The sequence below is a fragment of the Plantibacter lichenum genome (assembly GCF_050587525.1).
In the GTDB taxonomy this organism is placed as follows: domain Bacteria; phylum Actinomycetota; class Actinomycetes; order Actinomycetales; family Microbacteriaceae; genus Plantibacter.
Map to the genome: position 1 here is coordinate 183,334 of NZ_JBOBFT010000006.1, position 19,310 is coordinate 202,643.

The window sequence follows — 19,310 nt, forward strand, 5'->3', positions numbered from 1 at the left end:
GACTTGCATCGACAGCCTAAGGATGATTAATTGATGTTGTCAAATAACTCGTCGACGAAGGACGCACCATGCAGCAGCACCGGCCGGACGTGGCCTACCTCCGTGCAGGCGGGACCTCGCTCGCCATCGACCTCGGCGGTCCCGCACCGGCCGTCCTGCACTGGGGCGCCGACCTCGGCCCGCTGTCCGATGCCGGCATCGCGGCGATCAAGGGGACCGCCGGCAGCGCTGAACTCAACAACGCCCCCGACGTTCCGCGCGTCCTCACGCTCTGGCCCACGGAAGCCGACTCGTGGACGGGCGCGCCCGCCATCGAAGGGCACCGGAACGGCGTCGACACCACGCCGCGGCCCACGCTCGTCAACGCGAGTGTGGAGCTCTGCGCCACGGGTTCCGGCACCGCGGGAAGCGCCCGCGGCACTGGCGGCACGATCACGCTCGACCTCCACGACGCGATCAGCCGACTCGGCATCCATGCCACCTACCGACTGACGCCCGAGGGCCTCCTCGAGGTCGCGTCGACCATCACGGTCGACGACGACGCGGACGGCGTCTACGACCTCACGGCGGTCACCGCGATGCTGCCCGTCCCGGCCCGCGCGACGGAGATCCTCGACCTCACCGGCAAGTGGTGCCGCGAGCGGTCCCCCCAACGCCAGCCCGTCCGCGACGGCAGCCACACGCGAACGGTGCGCCGCGGCAAGCCCGGCGTCGACTCCCCCTACCTCATGATGGTCGGCACCCCCGGCTTCGGATTCCGGCACGGTGAGCTGTGGGGCATGCACGTCGCCTTCAGCGGCGACCAGCGCTGGTTCGTCGAACGCGTCGCGGAAGGCGCGGGAGAGTTCCAGGCGGTCGTCGGCGGCGGCGAGTTCCTCCGCTCGGGCGAGATCCGGCTCGCTGCTGGCGAGAGCTACGCAGCACCGACCGTCGTGTTCGGCTGGTCCGATCACGGCACCGACGGCCTCGCCGACCGATTCCACGACCACCTCCGCGCACGCGCGACGCACCCGACATCGCCGCGCCCGCTCGTCCTCAACACGTGGGAGGCCGTCTACTTCGACCACGACCTCGACCGCCTCACGGCCCTGACGGATCGAGCTGCGACGATCGGCGTCGAGCGGATCGTCCTCGACGACGGCTGGTTCGCCGGACGCCGCAGCGACCAGTCCGGCCTCGGCGACTGGACCGTCGACACGGGCGTGTGGCCGGACGGCCTGCACCCGCTCGTCGACCGCATCCGCGAGCACGGGATGCAGTTCGGCCTCTGGTTCGAACCCGAGATGGTGAGCCTCGACTCCGAGGTGGCGCGCACACACCCCGAATGGTTGCTCGCACCGTCCGCGGGCGTCGGCCTGCCGTCCCGCAGCCAATACGTGCTCGACATCGCGATCCCCGAGTGCTGGGAACACGTCCTCGGTCAGATCAGCAGCCTCGTGGGCGAGTACGCGATCGACTACCTCAAGTGGGATCACAACCGCGACCTGAACGAGGCGGTCATCCGCGGCGGCGCAAGCGGCACGGTCGGCGACCGACCGGGCGTCCACGCGCAGACCCTCGCGTTCTACGCGCTCATCGATGCACTCAAGGAGCGCCATCCCGGACTCGAGATCGAGACCTGCTCGGCGGGCGGCGGGCGCATCGACCTCGGCGTCCTGGCACGCACGGACCGCGTGTGGGCGTCGGACTGCAACGACCCGATCGAACGGCAGGCGATCCAGACCTGGACGTCGTTGCTCCTCCCGCCCGAACTCGTCGGCACGCACGTCGGTGCACCGAGGTCCCACACCACCGCTCGCGTCTCCGATGACTCGTTCCGGCTCGCGACGACCCTCTTCGGCCACTCCGGCATCGAGTGGGACATCACCTCCTGCACCGAGGCGGAGCTCGAACTCCTCCGCGCGTGGGCGGCGATGTACCGCGAGTTCCGCGACCTCATCCACACCGGTCGAACGGTCCACGCGGATGTCGCGGACCCCTCGACGATGCTGCACGGCAGCGTCTCCCAGGACGGCGGACGAGCCCTGTTCAGCTGGGTTCGCCTCGCGACGTCCGGCATGGCGCAGGTGGGGCGGGTTCCGTTCCCCGGCCTCGATCCCGAGCGCGAGTACCGCGTGCGCGTCCGTGAGGACCTCGGGAAGGCATCGCTGCACCAGAGCGGCGGCCCCGCCTGGTTCGACGCCGCTCGCGAGGGTTGGTTCACGGTTCCCGGCTTCGTCCTCACCACGATGGGACTGCCCCTCCCCAACCTGAACCCGGGCCAGGCCCTCCTCCTGGAGGTCGCCCCCGCCTGATCCCAGCCCGCGAGGTGTCACATACGGCTAGTTCAGGCATGTCCGGACGAGCCATATGTGACACCTCGCGAGCCGAGGGGGTCAGGCGGTTCCCGTGGCCGTCAGGTAGATGAGGGCGACGTTGAGCGCGACGATGAGGACGACGACCGTCCACGCGATGACCCGCGTGATGACGGCGTCGACGTGCACCCCCATCACCTTGCGATCGCCCGTGAGACGCACGAGAGGGATGAGCGCGAACGGGATGCCGAGACTCAGGAACACCTGGCTGAGCACGAGGGCGAGCGTCGGATCGATGCCGAGTCCGAGGATGATGAGCGCCGGGATGAGTGTGATCACGCGCCGGGTGAGCAGCGGGATCCGCACGTGCAGCAGGCCGCCCATGATGGCGGCGCCGGCATAGGACCCGACGGAGGTCGACGCGAGTCCCGATGCGAGCAGCCCGATCGCGAACACGCCGCCGATGACGGGTCCGAGCGCGGCCGTGATCGCCGCGTGCGCACCCTCGATCGAGTCCGTCCCCTCCACACCGCCGAGGGAGGCGGCGGCGAGGAGCAGCATCGCGATGTTGACGGCTCCGGCGATGACGAGTGCCAGCGCGACGTCCCAGCGCGTCGCCACGATCAGGCGGCGGACGACCGACGGTTCCGTCTGCGCCCCGTGCCGATCGCGGCTGAGCGCCGAGTGCAGGTAGATCGCATGCGGCATGACGGTCGCCCCGAGCATGCTGGCGGCGAGGAGGACGGTCGGCGTGCCCTCGAAGCGCGGGACGAGTCCGCCGGCCGCATCGCCCCAGTCGACAGGGCTGACGAACAGACCCGCGAGGAAGCCGACGGCGATGACGCCGAGCAGGGAGACGATGACGATCTCGAACGACCGCTGACCGTGCCTCGTCTGCACGGCGAGGATGATCATCGATGCGATGCCGACGATCACGCCGCCGACGATGAGGGGCAGGCCGAAGAGCAGGTGGAGGGCGACCGCGCCGCCGATGACTTCAGCGAGGTCCGTCGCCGCCGCGACCAGTTCCGCCTGCAGCCAGAACGCGCGGCGCTTGCCCGTCTTGAGGCGTGCTCCGAGGAGTTCCGGCAGGCTCTGCCCGGTCACGAGACCGAGTTTCGCCGAGAGGTACTGGACGAGCACAGCCATCGCGTTCGCCGCCACGAGCACCCACACGAGCAGGTACCCGTACTGTGCGCCCGCCGTGAGGTTGGCGGCGACGTTTCCCGGATCGACGTAGGCGATGGCCGCCACGAACGCCGGCCCGAGCAGGAAGAGCATGCGCGGGCGACGGGCGGTCGGGGTGATGGTGGAGCTGGTCGTCATCTGGTCCTCTGCAGGTCGTACTCGATGTGTCGGGGTTCGGGTGAGACGAGATTAGCAGCGTCAGCATCTTAAAGTTAGACCACTCGAACATTTTCTCTGCGAATCCAATCGAACGGCTGAGAATCCCCTGCGCGCTGTGCCGATGGGACACCTGATGGGAAGCTGATCTGGTTCGATTGAGTCCGATTACGTTCTCCGAGAGGCCACCAGTGACCCCCGCACCCGATCGCCCGTCCGGCGCTCCCGTTCCGCCCGCAGTGAAGCAGCAGAGTCAGAAGCAGGCACGGGAGACGCAACGCGCGGCCAAGGTCGCCGCCTTCAAGAATGCGCAGGCGAAGAAGGCCCGGAACAAGCGCATCGGAATCTGGGCTGCAGTCGTCGGCGGCGTCGCGATCATCGCCGTCCTCGCCACGAGCATCTGGCTCACGATCCCCAAGTACGCGAGCTACCCCGGCGGCGGCACGGGTACGGGGACCGACATCGCCGGAGTGAAGACGTTCCAGAACACGGCCGGTCACGTCGAGGGCAAGGTCGACTACCAGCAGAACCCGCCGGCAGGCGGTGAGCACAACCCCGTCTGGCTCAACTGCGGCGTCTACACCGAGCCCGTCCCGAACGAGAACGCGGTCCACGACCTCGAGCACGGCGCCGTCTGGGTCACCTACGACCCGTCGATCTCGGCCGATGAACTCGCGAAGCTCAAGTCCCTCATCCCGAGCACCTACGTCGTGCTCTCCCCCTACAAGGACCTGCCGTCGCCCATCGTGCTGAGCGGATGGAACGTGCAGCTGCAGGTCAGCAACGCGAGCGACAAGCGCATCCCGCAGTTCTTCCAGGAGTTCTGGAAGAGCGCGAATGTTCCCGAGCCGGGCGCGCCGTGCACGGGCGGCCTCGACGGTCCGGGAAAGAGCTAGTCGGGTGTCCTCATGCGATCGGCCGGTCGACGACGCTGTGCCCGACGGCGCTGACGTCGCTGCCGTCGCTCACGTCGCTCACGTCGATGACGCAGCCCTCGACGACGTCACGGACGAGGAGCTCGCGGCCCACGATCACGCACCGTCCAGCCGGACGCGCATCGTGGTCGCGGTCGTCGCCATCCTCGCGGTCGTCGCGGCCGCAGCGATCGGCTTCTCCGCCGGTCGCCTGAGCACCCTCGCCGACCCGACCCCCACGACGACGAGCGTCGAGGCCGGTTTCTCCCGCGACATGCAGGTGCACCACAACCAGGGCGTCGAGCTGTCGCTCATCGTGCGCGATCGCACCGACGATCCGGCCGTCCGTACCCTCGCCTACGACATCACGGTGACGCAGGGCCAGCAGTCGGGCCAGCTCTACGACTGGCTCGTCCAGTGGGGTCTGCCGCAGGCCGAGAGCGAGCCGTCGATGACGTGGATGTCGAAGCCCACGCTGGCGGGCGCCCCCGGGCATCAGCACACGGCGGATCCCACCGCGCCGGCGCATGTACCGGGCGGGCCGATGCCTGGACTCGCGACACCAGGGCAGATCGCGCAGTTGCAGGCCGCCTCCGGCGTCGAGGCGGAGCGTGTGTTCCTGACACTCATGATCGCCCACCACAAGGGCGCGGTCGAGATGGCGGAGGCCCTCGAACCACGGACGACGAACGGTCCGGCGCTCGCGTTCGCGAAGTCGGTCATCGTCAGTCAGGACGCCGAGATCGACCTCATGACGAACATGCTCGCCGAGCGCGGCGGTCCGATCGCCCTCGTCCCCTGACCCGCGGTCCCTGAGCCCGTCGAAGGGCCCGGTCCCTGAGCCTGTCGAAGGGGAGAGCCCGACTCGAGATCCCCACGCTTCGACAAGCTCAGTGACCGGACACGACACGCTCAGTGACCGGAACGGACCGCCGTCCTACGCATCCCCGTCGTGCAGCCGCTCGAGCGCGAGCTCCACGGCATCGGCGGCGGACAGCTGCTCGTCCTTCATGATCTCGGTCAGCAGTTCGGCGGCGTGCACGGTGATCGCCACGGTCGCGTGCGGCGGTTCGGCGCCGTCCTCGGGCAGGCTCCGCCGGCGTCGTTCACCGATGCCGAGGATCGACGATCGCAGGAACCCCGCGCTCGCCACGACATCGATCTCCCAGTGCCCGTTGCGCCGGTCGGCCACGACGTTCCCACGGCGGATGTTCGTCATGAGCGACGACCGGCTCACATGCAGTCGCGCAGCGAGATCGGTCGTGCGGATGCCGATCGGCAGACCGTCGATGAAGTCCGCGACGAGGGCATCCTGAAGCTGCGCCCAGGCCTCGTCGGGAGCGAGGGGGGCGCGGTCTTCGGGTCCGTCGGCAGGTGTGTCCGCCACGGTCCACCCCCTTGCCGATCGTGTCGTCCGACATCCATCGTGCAACGATTCGCCGGAATCCGCTTCCCCCAATGCGGGCCACCCCGGTTCGCGGGGTAGTGCACGGAAACCGCAGGTGGCGAAAGCAAACGGCCCCGTCCTGCAGCTGCAGGACGGGGCCGTTCGACGCTGGTCGTGACTAGACGAGCGGCGAGGTCTTCTTCGTGCCGTCGAACAGCAGCTTGAAGCTGAATCCGGCGATGAGCGCACCGATGATCGGGAACACGATGAACACCCACACCTGTGCGAGCCAGTCGCCGCCGCCGTAGATAGCGGTCGCAATGGAGCGGGCCGGGTTGATCGAGGCGTTGTCGATCGGGATGGCGATGAGGAGGAGGAGCGTCAGCGTGAAGCCGATCGCGATGGGGGCGAAGCCGGCGACCGCGCGAGCGTGCGTCACGCCGAGGATCACGTAGAGGAACACGGCCGTGATGATGACCTCGATCACGATGGCGGAGCCGAGGCCGAAGCCGCCCGGCGACTGCTCACCGAAGCCGTTCGAGACGAAGCCGCCCGCGACGGCCGCATCGAGGAAGCCCTTGGGGCCGCCCGCTGCGAGACCGAAGATCGCGGTGGCGCCGAGGATCGCGCCGACGAGCTGAGCGACGATGTAGCCGCCCACCTCGCGCCACTCGAAGCGTCCGGCCGCTGCGAGGCCGAGGGTCACGGCGGGGTTGAAGTGGCCGCCGGAGATCGGGCCGAACGCGTACGCGCCGATCATGACCGTGAGGCCGAGGGCGATGGCGACCCCGAGGAAGCCCACACCGAGCGGGTTCGACGAGTCTGCTCCGGGGAACACGGCCGAGAACGTGGCCGTTCCGACGAGGCCGAAGACGAGGAGGAAGGTACCAGCAACTTCGGCAACGAGCTTCGCTGCAGTTGATGGTGACGCCGGCTGGGGCGCATCAGGATACGACATTGGGAGCTCTTCTCAATCGTGAAACAGGGAAACGCAGCATCCAGAGGACGACTGCGTCGGACACCAGAGTATTCGCTGTGAATCTCCTGCGCACGTACCCTACGTCGTGTGTCGTTCGACCGACTGTGCGCTGCATGGCGCGTTCACTGTGCGCTGTGCCGCGCGTTCACCGTGTACTCCGTGTCGGTGTGATCGCCGCGCACGGGCAAGAACTGCGCATCGAACGGCCGAGCGGGCCTGCATCAGCGCCCGAGCGTCCCCCGCACCACCCCGGCCTCGGCCAGCGCACGCGCCGCCTGCTGATGCTTGTTCTCGATGGATTTCCCGATCTCCTGCGCGAGCCGCGGTTTCGACCGCACGAGCGCATCGATCGTCGGCAACGGCATCCGCAGGACGAGCGTCGTTCCGTCGGCGATGGCGCTCGCCACGGCGATCTCACGGGTGAGCGCGGTCTGGCCGATGAAGTCACCGGAGTCGAGCCGTTGGAAGCTGATCATGCCGTCGTTCGTCGGCACGGCGAGATGTACACCGCCTTCGACGAGGAAACGGATGCTGTCCGGCACCTGTCCGGCGGACTGCACCGTCTCCCCCGGGCCGTAGCGTTCGAGCGTGCACGTCGCGGCCAGCGCGTCGTAGTCGGCTTCGCGGACGTGGAGGGTCGGTGCGAGCGCGACGATGGCCGCGCGCAGTCGTTCAGGGGTCGCGATGGGGTCCGTCGAGTCGCCGTCGAGCGCGAGCCCACGGCGCCGGGCGGCGTACCAGAGCCACGCGCGGAAGAGCGCTGTGGCGTCGCCGGCCGTCGATGGACCGGTGACGGGCAGGGACACCGAGTAGCTCGCGTTCCCGCCGTACGAGGCCGTCGGCGTATCGCCCTTCTCCAGCATCGGCAGGCCGGATGCGACGTCGCGCAGGAGCCGCAGGACGTCGTCCGGCGGGTCGTCGGTGGAGAACTTCACGTCGACGGACGCGGTGTACGCGCCGACCGGCTGGCTCAGGTTCGTGAAGGAGGAGTCGGCGAGCGACGCGTTCGGGACGATCTGGATGCCGTTGCCGGTGTCGATGTGGACCGCACGCCAGTTGACCTCGACCACCCGTCCGCGGACGCTGCCCGTGTCGAGCCAGTCACCGAGCTTGAACGGCTGCTCGAAGAGGAGGAGGAGTCCGGAGATGACCGAGCCGACCGCGTTCTGCAGCGCGAGACCGATGACGATCGAGGTGACGCCGAGCGCAGCGACGAGCCCCCCGACATCGGCGTCCCACACCCAGGAGAAGAGGATCGCGAGACCGACGAGGATGAGGGCCAGACGGGCGAGGTCGACGAAGATCGACGGGATGCGGCTGCGCCACGAGCCCTCCTGCGCGTTCGTGAAGAGGGCGACGTTGAACGCCGACAGCACGAGCAGGATGACGAGGAACCCGAGCAGGGTGCCCACGATCCGCACCCACGTCCACTCGTTCGACTGCCGCGACGCGAAGACGAGGAGCGCGAAGACGGCGGCCACCGGCACGACGTAGTTCCGCAGCAACCGGACGGGTTTCGCTGCGGCCTTCCGGCGCCTGGTGAGGACGCCGAGCACCTCGGTGAGGATGATGAGCAGGACGGGCACGCCGACCGCGATGCCCACCGCCCAGGGGAACCAGGACTCCTGCCACACCTGCGTCATGATTTGGCCTGCACGACTTTCCACACGGGCTGCGAGCCCTCGCGGGTCTCCACGGTGCCCATCGACTCGAACGTCATGGTGTCCTGCATCCGGTCGTACACCCGTTGGCTGACGAAGATGCCGGGTTCGCCGGACACCGTCTGCACGCGGTTGGCGATGCTCACGGCGTCACCCCACATGTCGTAGGCGAGGCTCGCCCGTCCGACGAGACCGCTCGTCACGGTTCCGGAGTCGACGCCGACGCGCAGCGTCAGGTTGGCCTTGTGCTGCGCGTTGAAACGGTCGATGATCGTCCGCATCTCGAGCGCGAAGTCGAGCGTTCTGCGCACGTTGTCGACACGCGGGACGATGAGCCCACAACTCGCGAGATACCCCTCGCGGAGCGTCCGGACCTGCTCGATGCCGAGTCGTTCCGCCGCTTCGTCGAAGCTCCGCACGATGCCGTTGAGGAGCGCGAGTTCTTGCTCGGAGCTGAGGCCGCCGGTGAGGTCGTCGAAGCCGACGAGGTCCGCGAAGACGACCGAGACGTCCTGATGGACCTCGGAGATCGTCTCCTCGCCTTCCTTGTAGCGTTTGGCGACGCTTGCCGGCATGAGGGTGTGGAGCAGCTTCTCGTTCTCCACGCGCTGCTCGTCGATGAGCTCCTGCTTGAGGCGCAGGCTCCGGCTCATGTCGTTGAACGCGTTGCCGAGGTCGCCGAACTCGTCACGCCTCGTCCCCGGCACTTCGACCGTGTAGTCACCACCGGCCACTCGTCGCACAGCCGTGACGAGCGATCGCACGGGTCTCGCGAACACCTGCGCGAGCAGGAGCGACAGCAGTGAGACGACGATGATGATGCCGAGCATCGAGACGATGAGGTTGCGGGTGAAGTCGGTCACCGGGGCGAACGCCTCCGACGCGTCGATCCGCGCGACGATGACCCACTGCAGCCCCTTGAGGTCGAGGGGCGCGTAGGCGGTGAGGTTCTCACCGCCGAGATAGCCCGTTCCGATGTAGGTACCCGTCTTGCCCTGCAGCGCCCGGTCCACGGACACGCTGCGCGTGGGCTGGATCTGCACGGTGCCCTTCACCGCGACGGCGCGCTTCGCGAGCTCAGGCGACGTTCCCGCCGCGATCGCCTGCTTCTCGTACGCCTTCGGATCCTGGATGAGGAGGCGGGACGTCGACCGCATGAGGTGGTCGGGACCCGCGAGGTAGGTCTCACCGGTCTTCCCGAGTCCGTCCTTCTCCCATTCCCCCGACGCCGTCATGATGTCGTTGATCTTGTCGATGGGCACCTGCAGCGCCATCACACCGGTCACGACGCCGTCCTGGCCGACGGGGGAGAAGATCCACTGCGTCGGCACGTTGAACGACGGTTGGTACCGTTCGAAATCGGTGATGCCGACATAGTCGACAGCATTGGACCGGAGCGCCTGCTTGTAGCCGTCCTCGAGGACGCCGCCCTTGTACGGGCCGGTCAGGACGTTGGTGCCGAGATCGACGCCCTTGTAGGCCGAGTAGACGACGTCGCCGTCGGTGTCGATGAGGAGCGCGTCCTCGTAGCCGAAGCGGTTCAGGATCTCCTGGAAGTACTCGTGGTAGCTCGCGTGCGCCGCGGACCAGGCGCTGCCGTCGCCCGCGTCCTGGACGGTGATCGCCTTGTCGTAGTCGAGGTCCTTCGGCGTGTACTCCGCCTGCAGGTACTGCTCCGCCGGGTTCGTCGGGATGAACGCCGCCGAATCGGTCTGGGTGCCCGTGCGCTTCTCATAGGCCGGGATGAACGTCTTGTCGTAGAAATCGGCGACCGCCGCCGCCTTCGCGGGGTCTTCCGGCTGGGCCTCCAACTGCTTGAAGCCGTCGCTGAACGCGACCATCGCATCGTTCACGGACCGGCCGCGCGTGTAGACGACGAGCGAGTCCTGCGTCTGCTGGTAGTAGTTCGTGATCTCGCGCGAACGCGATTCGCGCAGCTCGATGAGGCGCTGGTACGCGGCCTGCTTCAAGGACTCCGTGCCGGACATGTAGCCGACGACGCCTGTGAACACCGAGGCGCCGACGCTCACGAGGAGGAGCATCACGAGCAGTTTGGACTGGATGCTGAAGCCGGGTCGACCGAGGCGACCACGCCCGAGGCCGGCCTTGCGGGCGGGGGGTACGGTGGGTGCCGCGAATGCGGGCGATGGGGCGGACGCATCGTGCGCGCCACCGGTAGGCGGGCCTCCCGCCGAGCCGCCGGACGGCGGAACGGGGGGTACGGGCGGTACGGATGGCGGGGTGGCTTCAGCGGTCATCGTCCCTGTCCTGAACAGCAGCGGCCCGGTTGCCCCACAGGTGGGGGTCGGTTGGCAGCAACTCTAGCCACATGCGTCACACGGATACAACGGTTCCGGCACCCATTTCGGGCAGGTTTCTGAGGTGCTAATCTGCGCCTCTCCGCCTCCCCCTGTTCACAACTCAGGAGCGCTGCGGCGTGTCGTCACCGAAACGCCGCCGCGTCGATCCGACACGCCGACGCTCCCCTGAGTTGTGAACACGGAACGCCGCTTCAGTCCGTCTCCGGGCAGCATCCGACCGCCCCAAGACGCCCCGGGCTCAGGCGCTGACGGTCTGCTGCTCGTAGAGGCGCGCGTACACGCCGTTCGCGGCGAGGAGTTCCGTGTGCGTCCCGCGCTCGACGATGCGGCCGCCGTCGAGGACGAAGATCACGTCCGCTGCGACGATCGTCGACAGCCGGTGGGCGATCGAGACGGTCGTGCGCCCGCGCGTCGCATCATCGAGCGCCACCTGCACGACGCGTTCCGAGATGGTGTCGAGCGCGCTCGTGGCTTCGTCGAGGATGAGGATCTCCGGATCCTTCAACAGGACGCGTGCGATGGCGATGCGCTGCTTCTCCCCACCGGACAACCGGTAGCCGCGTTCGCCGACGATCGTGTCGTACCCGTCCTCGAATCGCATGATCGAATCGTGGATGTTCGCGGCCCGGCACGCGGCTTCGAGCTCGGCGGCCGTCGCCTCCGGTTTCGCGTAGCGGAGGTTCTCGGCGATCGTCGCGTGGAAGAGGTACGTCTCCTGGCTCACGATGCCGATGCGGGACACGAGCGATGCCTGGGTCACCGCGCGCACGTCGGCGCCGGCGACGCTCACCGTGCCGCTCGAGACCTCCTGGAAGCGCGGGATGAGGTAGGAGATCGTCGTCTTGCCTGCGCCGGACGGCCCGACGAACGCCGCGAACTGGCCCGGTTGGATCTCGAAGGAGATCCCGTCGAGCGTGGGCGTGCTCGACGCCGGGGCGTCCGCATAGCGGAAGGTGACGTCGTCGAAGCGGATCGCTGGCGGCGCCTGCGGGAGGTCGACCGCGTCCGGCCGATCGGCGATGGAGGGCTTGAGGTCGAGGTACTCGAAGATGCGGGCGAAGAGCGCCCCTGATGTCTGCAGGTCGAGCGCGACGCGCATCACGCCCATGAGCGGGAACAGCAGCCTGGCCTGGATCGTCGTGAACGCGACGATGGCACCGGCCGTGATGTCCGTCGCCCCGCCCGTCACGAGGTAGCCGGCCACGAGGTACACGATCGCCGGGATCGACGACAGGAAGATGTTGACCATCGCGAAGAACCACTGGCCGCTCATCGCCTGGCTCACCTGCAGACGGATCTGCGTGCGGTTCTCCGAGCTGTACCGCTCGACCTCGGTGGCCTGGCGGTTGAAGCTCTTCGCGAGGAGCACGCCGGACACGCTCAGCGCCTCCTGGGTGATCGCCGTCATCTCCGACAGCGACTCCTGCGTCTTCGTGGCGATGCGCGCACGCACCTGCCCCACCTTCCGCTGCGCGATCACGAGGATCGGCATGAGGATGAGGGCCACGATCGTGAGCTGCCAGTTGAGGATGATCATGGCGACGAGCGCGGAGATCACGGTGACGGTGTTGCCGAGCACGCTCGAGACCGTGTTCGTGAGGACGTTGGCGACCCCGCCGACGTCGTTCTGCAGCCGCGACTGGATGATGCCGGTCTTCGTCTTCGTGAAGAAGCTCAGCTCCATCGCCTGCAATTGGCTGAACAGTTTGATGCGCAACGCACCCATGACACTGTTGCCGACGGTCGCGGTCAGATAGGTCTGCCACACGCCGAGGAGCGCTGCGATGACGAAGAGCGCGACCATGGCGACGACGATCTCGACGAGCGCGGGCAGGTTCGGTTTGCCGCCGTCCGTGGGGAAGAGGCCGACGTCGAACGCCTGCTTGACGAGCAGCGGCGGGATGACGGCGAGGCCGGCGCCGATGACGACGAGCACCATCGTGGTGATGATCTTGCCGCGGAAGGGGATGAAGAGGGCGGCGATGCGCTTGCCGAGATTGGGGATCTTGGGCGCTTCCGCGTTGATGGCCCGTTGGGCTGCAGCGTCCCCGCCGCTCACCCGCGCACCTCCGCGAGGGCCGCCGCCCCCACCACCTCGCATGCTCATATCGTCAGACTATCCCCGCCCGCCGACTCCCCCGCCCACTTGCCCTCACCGGCAGCCCGGTCGGCCACCCCGACCGTCCCTGTTCACAACTCAGGAGCGCCCCGGCGCGGCGCGCCCGACACGCCGCCGCAGACCGCCGACACGCCGCACCTCTCCTGAGTTGTGAACAGCAGCCGGCTGATCGATCGGACTCGCGCGGCTCCTCCACAGGCGACGGCGCACCGCACTTGTCCACAGTTCGCACCGACGGCCACCCGACACGACATCGTCCGGACCACGATCGACGGATGCATCGACTCCAACAGACCGTGTTCGACTTCGGCAGCGTCGCGACCAGGCGCGAGCTGATCGCGGAAGGCTACACGGGCCGTCAACTCGGCTACGCAGTCGCCATCGGCATGCTCCTCCGCGTCAGGAAGGGCTGGTATGCCACACCGGATGCCGACCCGGCGCTCCTCACCGCGATCCGCGTCGGCGGCCGCTTGGGATGCGTGTCGGCCGCCGAAGTGTACGGCTGGGCGACTGCGGAAGGGCACACCGTCCACATCAGCCTCGCCGAGAACGCCTCCCGACTCCGACACTCGGAGACCTGGGCCGTCCACCCGCCGGCGAACGAGATCCCGGGAGTCACCCTGCACTGGCACTCTCCCGTCCGCCGCCCGAATCGTCAGCGGCTCCTGACCTCGCGGTACGAGACGGCTCTGCAGATCGCGTCGTGTCAGGATCCGAATTTCGCGGTCGCCGCATTCGATTCCTTCGTGCACACGGATCCACGCGGGAGCGCCGACATCGAGGAGTGGCTGGGCGATGTCGCGCCGCGATTCCTCGAGACGCTCCCGCGGCGGGAGGCCGGATGCCACAGCTTCCTCGAGACCATCGGCCGCATCCGCTTGGAACGCTCCGGCCTCACGGGCCGGCATCAAGTCGACGTCGACGGCGTCGGCCGGGTCGATCTCCTCATCGACGACTGGCTCGTCATCGAATGGGACGGACGCGAGTTCCACGATCGACCCGACGCCCACGAGCAGGACCGCTGGCGCGATGCGATGCTGACGGCGCGCGGCTACCGCGTGCTGCGATTCAGCTATCGCATGGTCATGGACGATTGGTGGGCCGTCATCGGCGCCATCCGCGCCGCCCTCGTGTCGCGCGTCTGACCCGCTGACCGCGCTGCGCCAGACCCTGAGACTCCTCGCGTGTGTTCACAACTCAGGAGCGGTGCGGCGTGTCGCTCCCGACACGCCGCAGCCGGGCGCCGACACGCCGAGACGCTCCTGAGTTGTGAACAGCCCGGACACACGGATGCCCGGGCGCCGAAGCACCCGGGCATCCACGATCGACGACGCTGTCGATCAGCTCGGCGGAAGGACTCGGATCATCCCTTCGTCGAGCCGGCCAGCAGACCGCGCACGAAGTAGCGCTGCAACGCGAAGAACACGAGGAGTGGCACGAGGATCGACACGAAGGCGCCCGCGGTGAGCAGCTGCCACTCGTTGCCTCGGGTACCGGTGATCTCTGCGAGCAGTTTCGTGATCGGGGCGACCTCGCCGTCCGCGAAGATGAGGGCGACCAGGAGGTCGTTCCACACCCACAGGAACTGGAAGATCGCGAACGAGGCAATGGCCGGCATCGTGAGCGGCAGGACGATGCGGAAGAATATCTGCCCGTGTCCGGCGCCGTCCACGCGAGCGGCCTCGATGACGTCCGCAGGGATCTCCGCGACGAAGTTGTGCAGCAGGAAGATCGCGAGCGGCAGGGCGAACATCGTGTGCGCGATCCACACCTGCGCGTACGTCCCGCTCGCGTCGAGTCCTTCGCCCACCTGCAATCCGAAGATGTTCAGCCCGCGGGAGAACGTCGACAGCAGCGGCACGAGGGCCATCTGGATCGGCACCACCTGGAGGGCGAACACGAGGATGAACATGAAGTTCTTCCCCCGGAAGTCGATCCACGCGAACGCGTATGCCGCGAGGCTCGCGATGACGAGCGGGATGAGCGTCGCCGGGATGGCGATCGCGATCGAGTTCACCCACGAGCCGGCGAGGTCGAGCGTCGAGTTGCCCGCCTGGAGCACCTGCACGTAGTTGTCGAGGGTGACCTGGAAGTCGGAGAAGATCGTCCACCAACCGGTCGTCTTGATCTGCTGTTCCGGGCGGAACGAGGAGACGAACAGACCGAAGGTGGGGATCGTCCAGATGACGGCGATGATGATCGCGGCGATCGTCGCACCACGGCTGGTGAGCCGCTTCTTGGTGCGCCGGCTCGACGCCTCGAGGCGGTTCTCGCCGGTCTCCAGCTGCTGCTTCGTTGCGGGATCGAGCGGCAGCTCGATCGGGGTGACGGCGCTCATCGGATCTCCCTCTGCTTCTTGATCTGCCTCGCGTTGTAGATGACGATCGGCAGCACGAGGATGAACAGCACCACGGCGAAGGCCGCGGACCGCCCGTTCTCGAAGTTCTTGAACTGGGTGTACATCTCGTTCGCGATGACCGAGGTGCCGTTGTTGCCGGCGGTCATGGTGCGGACGATGTCGAACACCTTGAGCGACGCGATCGAGATCGTCGTGACGACCACGATGAGCGACGAGCGGATGCCGGGCACGATGACGTTGAGGAATCGCTGCCAGGCGGAGGTGCCGTCGAGTTCAGCGGCTTCCAGCTGCTCGGTCGGCACGCCCTTGATGGCTGCGGACAGGACGACCATCGCGAAACCGGTCTGCACCCAGATGAGGACGACGATGAGGAACAGCGTGTTCCACGGTTCGTTCTGCAGCCACTGCACGGGCGTGCCGCCGAACCAGACGACGATCTGGTTGAGCAGACCGATCTGCTCCTGGCCGCTCTCACGGTACGCGTAGACGAACCGCCAGATGATCGACGCACCCACGAAGGAGATCGCCATCGGCATGAAGACGAGGATCTTGTAGTACTTCTCACCGCGCGACTTGTCGATGAAGACCGCGTACGCGAGTCCGAACGCCGTGGACAGGGCGGGGACGAGGAGCACCCAGATGATCGTGTTGACGATCGTGCGGATGGCGCTCGGCTGGGTGAAGAGCCAGACGAAGTTGTTGAAGCCGACGAAGTTCTTGCCGGAGGCGGACATGAAGGCGGCGATCGTGGTGCTGATCGTCGGCAGGATGAGGCCGATGATGAGCAGGATCACGGCAGGTGCGAGGAAGCCGACCAGTTGGACGAGGTACCCGGCGCCGCGTTTGGAGCGGTAGTCGAGGAGGAAGAGGATGCCGCCGAGGACGGCTGCGACGACGGCCGCCCAGAGGAACGAGCCGAGGAAGAGGACCACCACGACCGGGACGACGATGCAGAACGCGAGCCGGATGACGGTGTACAGCGTGCCGGAGCGCGGCGCGATGTCGATGAAGAAGAGCAGGAGCGCGACGACCAGGCCGAAGGCGAGGACGACGATCGGGATCTGGAGGAACGGAGAGAGCTCTCCCAACCAGTTGAGGAAGCCTGACATGTGTTGCCTTTCGAGTACGGCACTGGACTCAGGAAGCGACGCTCCGGAACGGTCCCGGGTGCGTCGCGATGCGGACGCCTACGGGGCATCGGGAGGCGAGAAGCCCTCCGATGCCCCGCGAGCGTTCCGTGTCAGATCACTCCGACGGCCAGCCGGACTCGATCTGCTCGAGCACCGAATCGGTGCTGTCGCCGTTGATCCAGTTGACCATGCCCTTCCAGAACGAGCCTGCTCCGACCGATCCGGGCATCAGGTCGGATGCGTCGAAGCGGAACGTGGTCTTCGGGTCCTGGAGGATCTCGATAGCCTGGGAGAGGATCGGGGTGGAGGCGTTGGCCGGGTCGAGGCCGTTGTTGGCGGAGATGACGCCACCCAGCTTGACCCGCTTGTTGGCCCACTCGGGGCTCGACAGGTACTCCTGCACCTTGACGGTGTCCGCGTCGTCGTTGAACGCGCCGACGATCTCGCCACCACCGGTGACGGCCGTCGCGCCCTCTTCGATGCCGGGGGTCACGAAGGCCCACACGTCGCCGTCTTCAGCGACCTTGGCGCCGGCGTCCTCGAGGAAGCCGGAGTAGAAGGAGGCCTGGTGGTGCAGTGCGCACGTGCCGTCCGCGACCTTGGGGGCGACATCGCCGAACTCGGTCGAGTTGATGCTGGTCACGTCGCCGAAGCCCGCGTTGACGTACTGCGGGTTGAGGAGGATCTTGCCGACGGAGTCGAAGGCTTCCTTGATCTTCGGGTCGGTGAACTTCACCTTGTTGGCGACCCATTCGTCGTAGACGTCGGGGCCCTGTTCGCGGAGGACGAGGTCTTCGACCCAGTCGGTGCCGGGCCAGCCGGATGCGTCACCGGAGGCGAAGCCGGCGCACCAGGGTGCGGTTCCCGTCTTCTCCTGGATCGTCTTGGTCACGGCGAGCAGTTCGTCCCACGTCTTGGGGACGGTGACGCCCCACTCGGCGAACTTCTTGGGCGAGTACCAGACGAAGCCCTTGACGCTCGCCATGAGCGGCGCGCCGTAGAGGGTGTCGTTGACGGTGCCGTAGGCTGCCCAGTCCTTCGACCAGTACTTCTCGACGTTCGCCTTGACGCCGTCGGGAGCCGGCTTCAGGTAGTCGCGCTTGGCGAGGTCCGCGAGCAGACCGGGCTGTGGGAAGATCGCGAGGTCGGGCGGGTTGCCGCCCTGTGCGCGGATGCCGATCTGCGACTCGAACTCTTTCGAGGACTCGTACTTGATCTTGATGCCGCTGTCCTTCTCGAAGTCGGCCCAGCTCTCCTCGAGCAGTTTGGCTTCGGTGTCGGCGATGGTGCCGTAGATGGTGACGGTGTTGTCATCCTTGCCGGATCCGCCTCCCGATCCACCGGAACACGCGGTCAGCGCGATCCCGGCCACAGCCAGTGCTGCGAGCGGCAGGGCCGCGCGACGGGTTCGAATGAAACTCATCTGTGTCCTCCTCATTGAGTGATGCAGTCGGGAATCCGCCGATGTGAGACGGCGATTCACTGCTGGTGCGTGGAGTTCGGGCCTCATCATGAGGAACCGATTCCATGCGTCAAAATACGGCAACCAGCGAAGGATTACAAGCACGAGAACATAACGAATGACTCAATGAGAGCGCTCTCATGATTTCGCGGTTCAGAAGCCGCAGAAGTGCTGTCTGAGACTCGTCTGAGCACGGCAAACTCATGTTCCACATCCGTTCCACATTCGCTACTGTGTGTTCTATCCAATGGAGGAGGAACGATGGCGGGCGCGATCAGCGATGTCGCCGCTCTCGCGGGCGTCTCGAAGGCGACGGCGTCGAGAGCGCTCACCGGTCGGGGATACGTGTCGTCCGAGACGAAGGAGCGCGTCATCCGGGCCGCGGCCGAGATCGGCTACGTGCCCTCCCCCATCGCCGCGAGTCTCGTGACCGGCCGCACCAAGAACATCGGCGTCATCACGCCCTTCGTCGGGCGATGGTTCTTCGGCGAGATCCTCGAGGGCGTCGAAGCGGCCCTCCTCGACCGCGGCTACGATCTCACCCTGTACAACCTGCACCCGGATTCACCGGATCGCGACCGCGTCTTCGACTACTTCCTCGCCCGCAAGCGCTTCGACGGGATGCTCGCGATCGGTGTGGAGACGACAGCGGACGAGGTCGAGCGGCTGCTGCGGATCGAGCGGCCGATCGTCGGCATCGGCGCGATCCAGGGCATCCCGTGCATCTCGATCGATGACGAGACGGTGGCGAGTGATGCGACGGAGCATCTGCTGACGCTCGGGCACACGCGGATCGTGCACCTCGGAGGCATCGGTGCCGAGGATCACCCGCACACGGTGCAGGGCCGACGGTACGCAGGGTTCAGAGCGGCGATGGCGCGGGCCGGCCTGGGCGTCGAGCGCGCGTTCTTCACGGCCGAGCTGTCGGTGCCGGGCGGCTACGAGGCGGCGGCCCAGCTGTTGCGCGACGTCCGCACCAGGCCGACCGCAGTGTTCGCGGCGACGGACGAGCTCGCGATCGGTGTCATCATCGCCGCCCGTCGACTCGGGATCGCAGTGCCCGCGGAACTGTCCGTCATCGGGATCGACGGGCACGAGTTCGCGGAGATGTTCGCGCTGACGACCTTCGAGCAGCATCCGCAGGCGCAGGGCGCGTATGCCGTCTCGCTCCTGCTCGATCACCTCGACGACCACGCCGCCGACCCGGCTGCGGACTCCTCGTCGGCGACTTCCCCTGCTCCACTCGCCCCGGAGCCGTGGCCGACCCGTCTCGTCGTCCGGTCCAGCACCACGCGGCCCGACCAGCCTCCGTCGGTCCTCTGACCCCCGGTCACTGAGCC

The 19,310-nt window shown here is 67.4% G+C and carries 14 protein-coding genes; 5 read left to right on the top strand and 9 right to left on the bottom strand.

Features of this window, described 5'->3' with window-relative positions; all coding sequences use genetic code 11:
• The first annotated feature begins 68 nt into the window (after window positions 1-68).
• Window positions 69-2,294 carry an alpha-galactosidase gene (locus ACQ3HB_RS10315; RefSeq protein ID WP_430919959.1) on the top strand — a complete coding sequence of 742 codons (2,226 nt, stop codon included), beginning with the start codon at window positions 69-71 and terminating at the stop codon, window positions 2,292-2,294.
• Window positions 2,295-2,375: 81 nt separating this feature from the next.
• Here ACQ3HB_RS10315 and ACQ3HB_RS10320 read toward each other — a convergent pair whose 3' ends face one another.
• Window positions 2,376-3,620, bottom strand: coding sequence for an Nramp family divalent metal transporter (locus ACQ3HB_RS10320; RefSeq protein WP_430919960.1), 1,245 nt, complete (start codon window positions 3,618-3,620; stop codon window positions 2,376-2,378).
• A 209-nt stretch (window positions 3,621-3,829) separates the two neighbouring features.
• Between ACQ3HB_RS10320 and ACQ3HB_RS10325 the strand changes: the two genes are divergently transcribed.
• The gene (locus ACQ3HB_RS10325; protein WP_430919961.1) at window positions 3,830-4,534 is read left to right on the top strand and encodes a DUF3105 domain-containing protein; all 705 of its coding nucleotides are present in this window, start codon (window positions 3,830-3,832) and stop codon (window positions 4,532-4,534) included.
• A gap of 4 nt (window positions 4,535-4,538) precedes the next feature.
• Window positions 4,539-5,354, top strand: a complete 816-nt coding sequence (locus ACQ3HB_RS10330) for a DUF305 domain-containing protein (protein WP_430919963.1) — start codon at window positions 4,539-4,541, stop codon at window positions 5,352-5,354.
• 135 nt (window positions 5,355-5,489) lie between these two features.
• On the opposite strand, the gene ACQ3HB_RS10335 is transcribed toward ACQ3HB_RS10330, so the two are convergent.
• The 5 genes from ACQ3HB_RS10335 to ACQ3HB_RS10355 form a co-directional block, all read right to left on the bottom strand.
• Window positions 5,490-5,939, bottom strand: coding sequence for a hypothetical protein (locus ACQ3HB_RS10335; RefSeq protein ID WP_430919965.1), 450 nt, complete (start codon window positions 5,937-5,939; stop codon window positions 5,490-5,492).
• A gap of 178 nt (window positions 5,940-6,117) precedes the next feature.
• Entirely contained in the window at window positions 6,118-6,897 is a 780-nt protein-coding gene (aqpZ, locus tag ACQ3HB_RS10340) for an aquaporin Z (RefSeq protein ID WP_430919966.1), read from the bottom strand.
• Window positions 6,898-7,139: 242 nt separating this feature from the next.
• Window positions 7,140-8,561, bottom strand: a complete 1,422-nt coding sequence (locus tag ACQ3HB_RS10345) for a mechanosensitive ion channel domain-containing protein (RefSeq protein WP_430919967.1) — start codon at window positions 8,559-8,561, stop codon at window positions 7,140-7,142.
• The gene (locus tag ACQ3HB_RS10350) at window positions 8,558-10,837 is read right to left on the bottom strand and encodes an adenylate/guanylate cyclase domain-containing protein (protein ID WP_430919968.1); all 2,280 of its coding nucleotides are present in this window, start codon (window positions 10,835-10,837) and stop codon (window positions 8,558-8,560) included. Before ACQ3HB_RS10350 ends, ACQ3HB_RS10345 begins: the two co-directional genes overlap by 4 nt.
• Window positions 10,838-11,138: 301 nt before the next feature.
• Window positions 11,139-13,001 (bottom strand): ABC transporter ATP-binding protein, encoded by a 1,863-nt coding sequence (locus ACQ3HB_RS10355; RefSeq protein ID WP_430920035.1) that lies wholly within the window; start codon window positions 12,999-13,001, stop codon window positions 11,139-11,141.
• Window positions 13,002-13,294: 293 nt separating this feature from the next.
• Between ACQ3HB_RS10355 and ACQ3HB_RS10360 the strand changes: the two genes are divergently transcribed.
• Window positions 13,295-14,164, top strand: a complete 870-nt coding sequence (locus ACQ3HB_RS10360) for a DUF559 domain-containing protein (protein WP_430919969.1) — start codon at window positions 13,295-13,297, stop codon at window positions 14,162-14,164.
• A gap of 218 nt (window positions 14,165-14,382) precedes the next feature.
• Here ACQ3HB_RS10360 and ACQ3HB_RS10365 read toward each other — a convergent pair whose 3' ends face one another.
• From ACQ3HB_RS10365 to ACQ3HB_RS10375, 3 genes are all read right to left on the bottom strand, one after another.
• Complete coding sequence (locus tag ACQ3HB_RS10365) at window positions 14,383-15,357, bottom strand: carbohydrate ABC transporter permease (protein ID WP_430919970.1); 975 nt, start codon at window positions 15,355-15,357, stop codon at window positions 14,383-14,385.
• A complete protein-coding gene (locus ACQ3HB_RS10370) occupies window positions 15,354-16,487 on the bottom strand; it encodes a carbohydrate ABC transporter permease (protein WP_430919971.1) in 1,134 nt (377 codons plus the stop codon). Before ACQ3HB_RS10370 ends, ACQ3HB_RS10365 begins: the two co-directional genes overlap by 4 nt.
• A 136-nt stretch (window positions 16,488-16,623) precedes the next feature.
• Entirely contained in the window at window positions 16,624-17,931 is a 1,308-nt protein-coding gene (locus ACQ3HB_RS10375) for an ABC transporter substrate-binding protein (RefSeq protein WP_430919972.1), read from the bottom strand.
• A gap of 300 nt (window positions 17,932-18,231) precedes the next feature.
• Here ACQ3HB_RS10375 and ACQ3HB_RS10380 point away from each other — a divergent pair, with 300 nt between their 5' ends.
• A complete protein-coding gene (locus ACQ3HB_RS10380; RefSeq protein WP_430919973.1) occupies window positions 18,232-19,293 on the top strand; it encodes a LacI family DNA-binding transcriptional regulator in 1,062 nt (353 codons plus the stop codon).
• Window positions 19,294-19,310: the final 17 nt, after the last annotated feature.

Excerpts from the sequence above, each read along its gene's own strand:
- ACQ3HB_RS10315 (WP_430919959.1), top strand. The coding sequence starts at position 69 with ATGCAGCAGCACCGGCCGGACGTGGCCTACCTCCGTGCAGGCGGGACC.
- ACQ3HB_RS10320 (WP_430919960.1), bottom strand. The coding sequence starts at position 3,620 with ATGACGACCAGCTCCACCATCACCCCGACCGCCCGTCGCCCGCGCATG.
- aqpZ (WP_430919966.1), bottom strand. The coding sequence starts at position 6,897 with ATGTCGTATCCTGATGCGCCCCAGCCGGCGTCACCATCAACTGCAGCG.
- ACQ3HB_RS10345 (WP_430919967.1), bottom strand. The coding sequence starts at position 8,561 with ATGACGCAGGTGTGGCAGGAGTCCTGGTTCCCCTGGGCGGTGGGCATC.
- ACQ3HB_RS10350 (WP_430919968.1), bottom strand. The coding sequence starts at position 10,837 with ATGACCGCTGAAGCCACCCCGCCATCCGTACCGCCCGTACCCCCCGTT.
- ACQ3HB_RS10355 (WP_430920035.1), bottom strand. The coding sequence starts at position 13,001 with ATGCGAGGTGGTGGGGGCGGCGGCCCTCGCGGAGGTGCGCGGGTGAGC.
- ACQ3HB_RS10360 (WP_430919969.1), top strand. The coding sequence starts at position 13,295 with ATGCATCGACTCCAACAGACCGTGTTCGACTTCGGCAGCGTCGCGACC.
- ACQ3HB_RS10365 (WP_430919970.1), bottom strand. The coding sequence starts at position 15,357 with ATGAGCGCCGTCACCCCGATCGAGCTGCCGCTCGATCCCGCAACGAAG.
- ACQ3HB_RS10370 (WP_430919971.1), bottom strand. The coding sequence starts at position 16,487 with ATGTCAGGCTTCCTCAACTGGTTGGGAGAGCTCTCTCCGTTCCTCCAG.
- ACQ3HB_RS10375 (WP_430919972.1), bottom strand. The coding sequence starts at position 17,931 with ATGAGTTTCATTCGAACCCGTCGCGCGGCCCTGCCGCTCGCAGCACTG.
- ACQ3HB_RS10380 (WP_430919973.1), top strand. The coding sequence starts at position 18,232 with ATGGCGGGCGCGATCAGCGATGTCGCCGCTCTCGCGGGCGTCTCGAAG.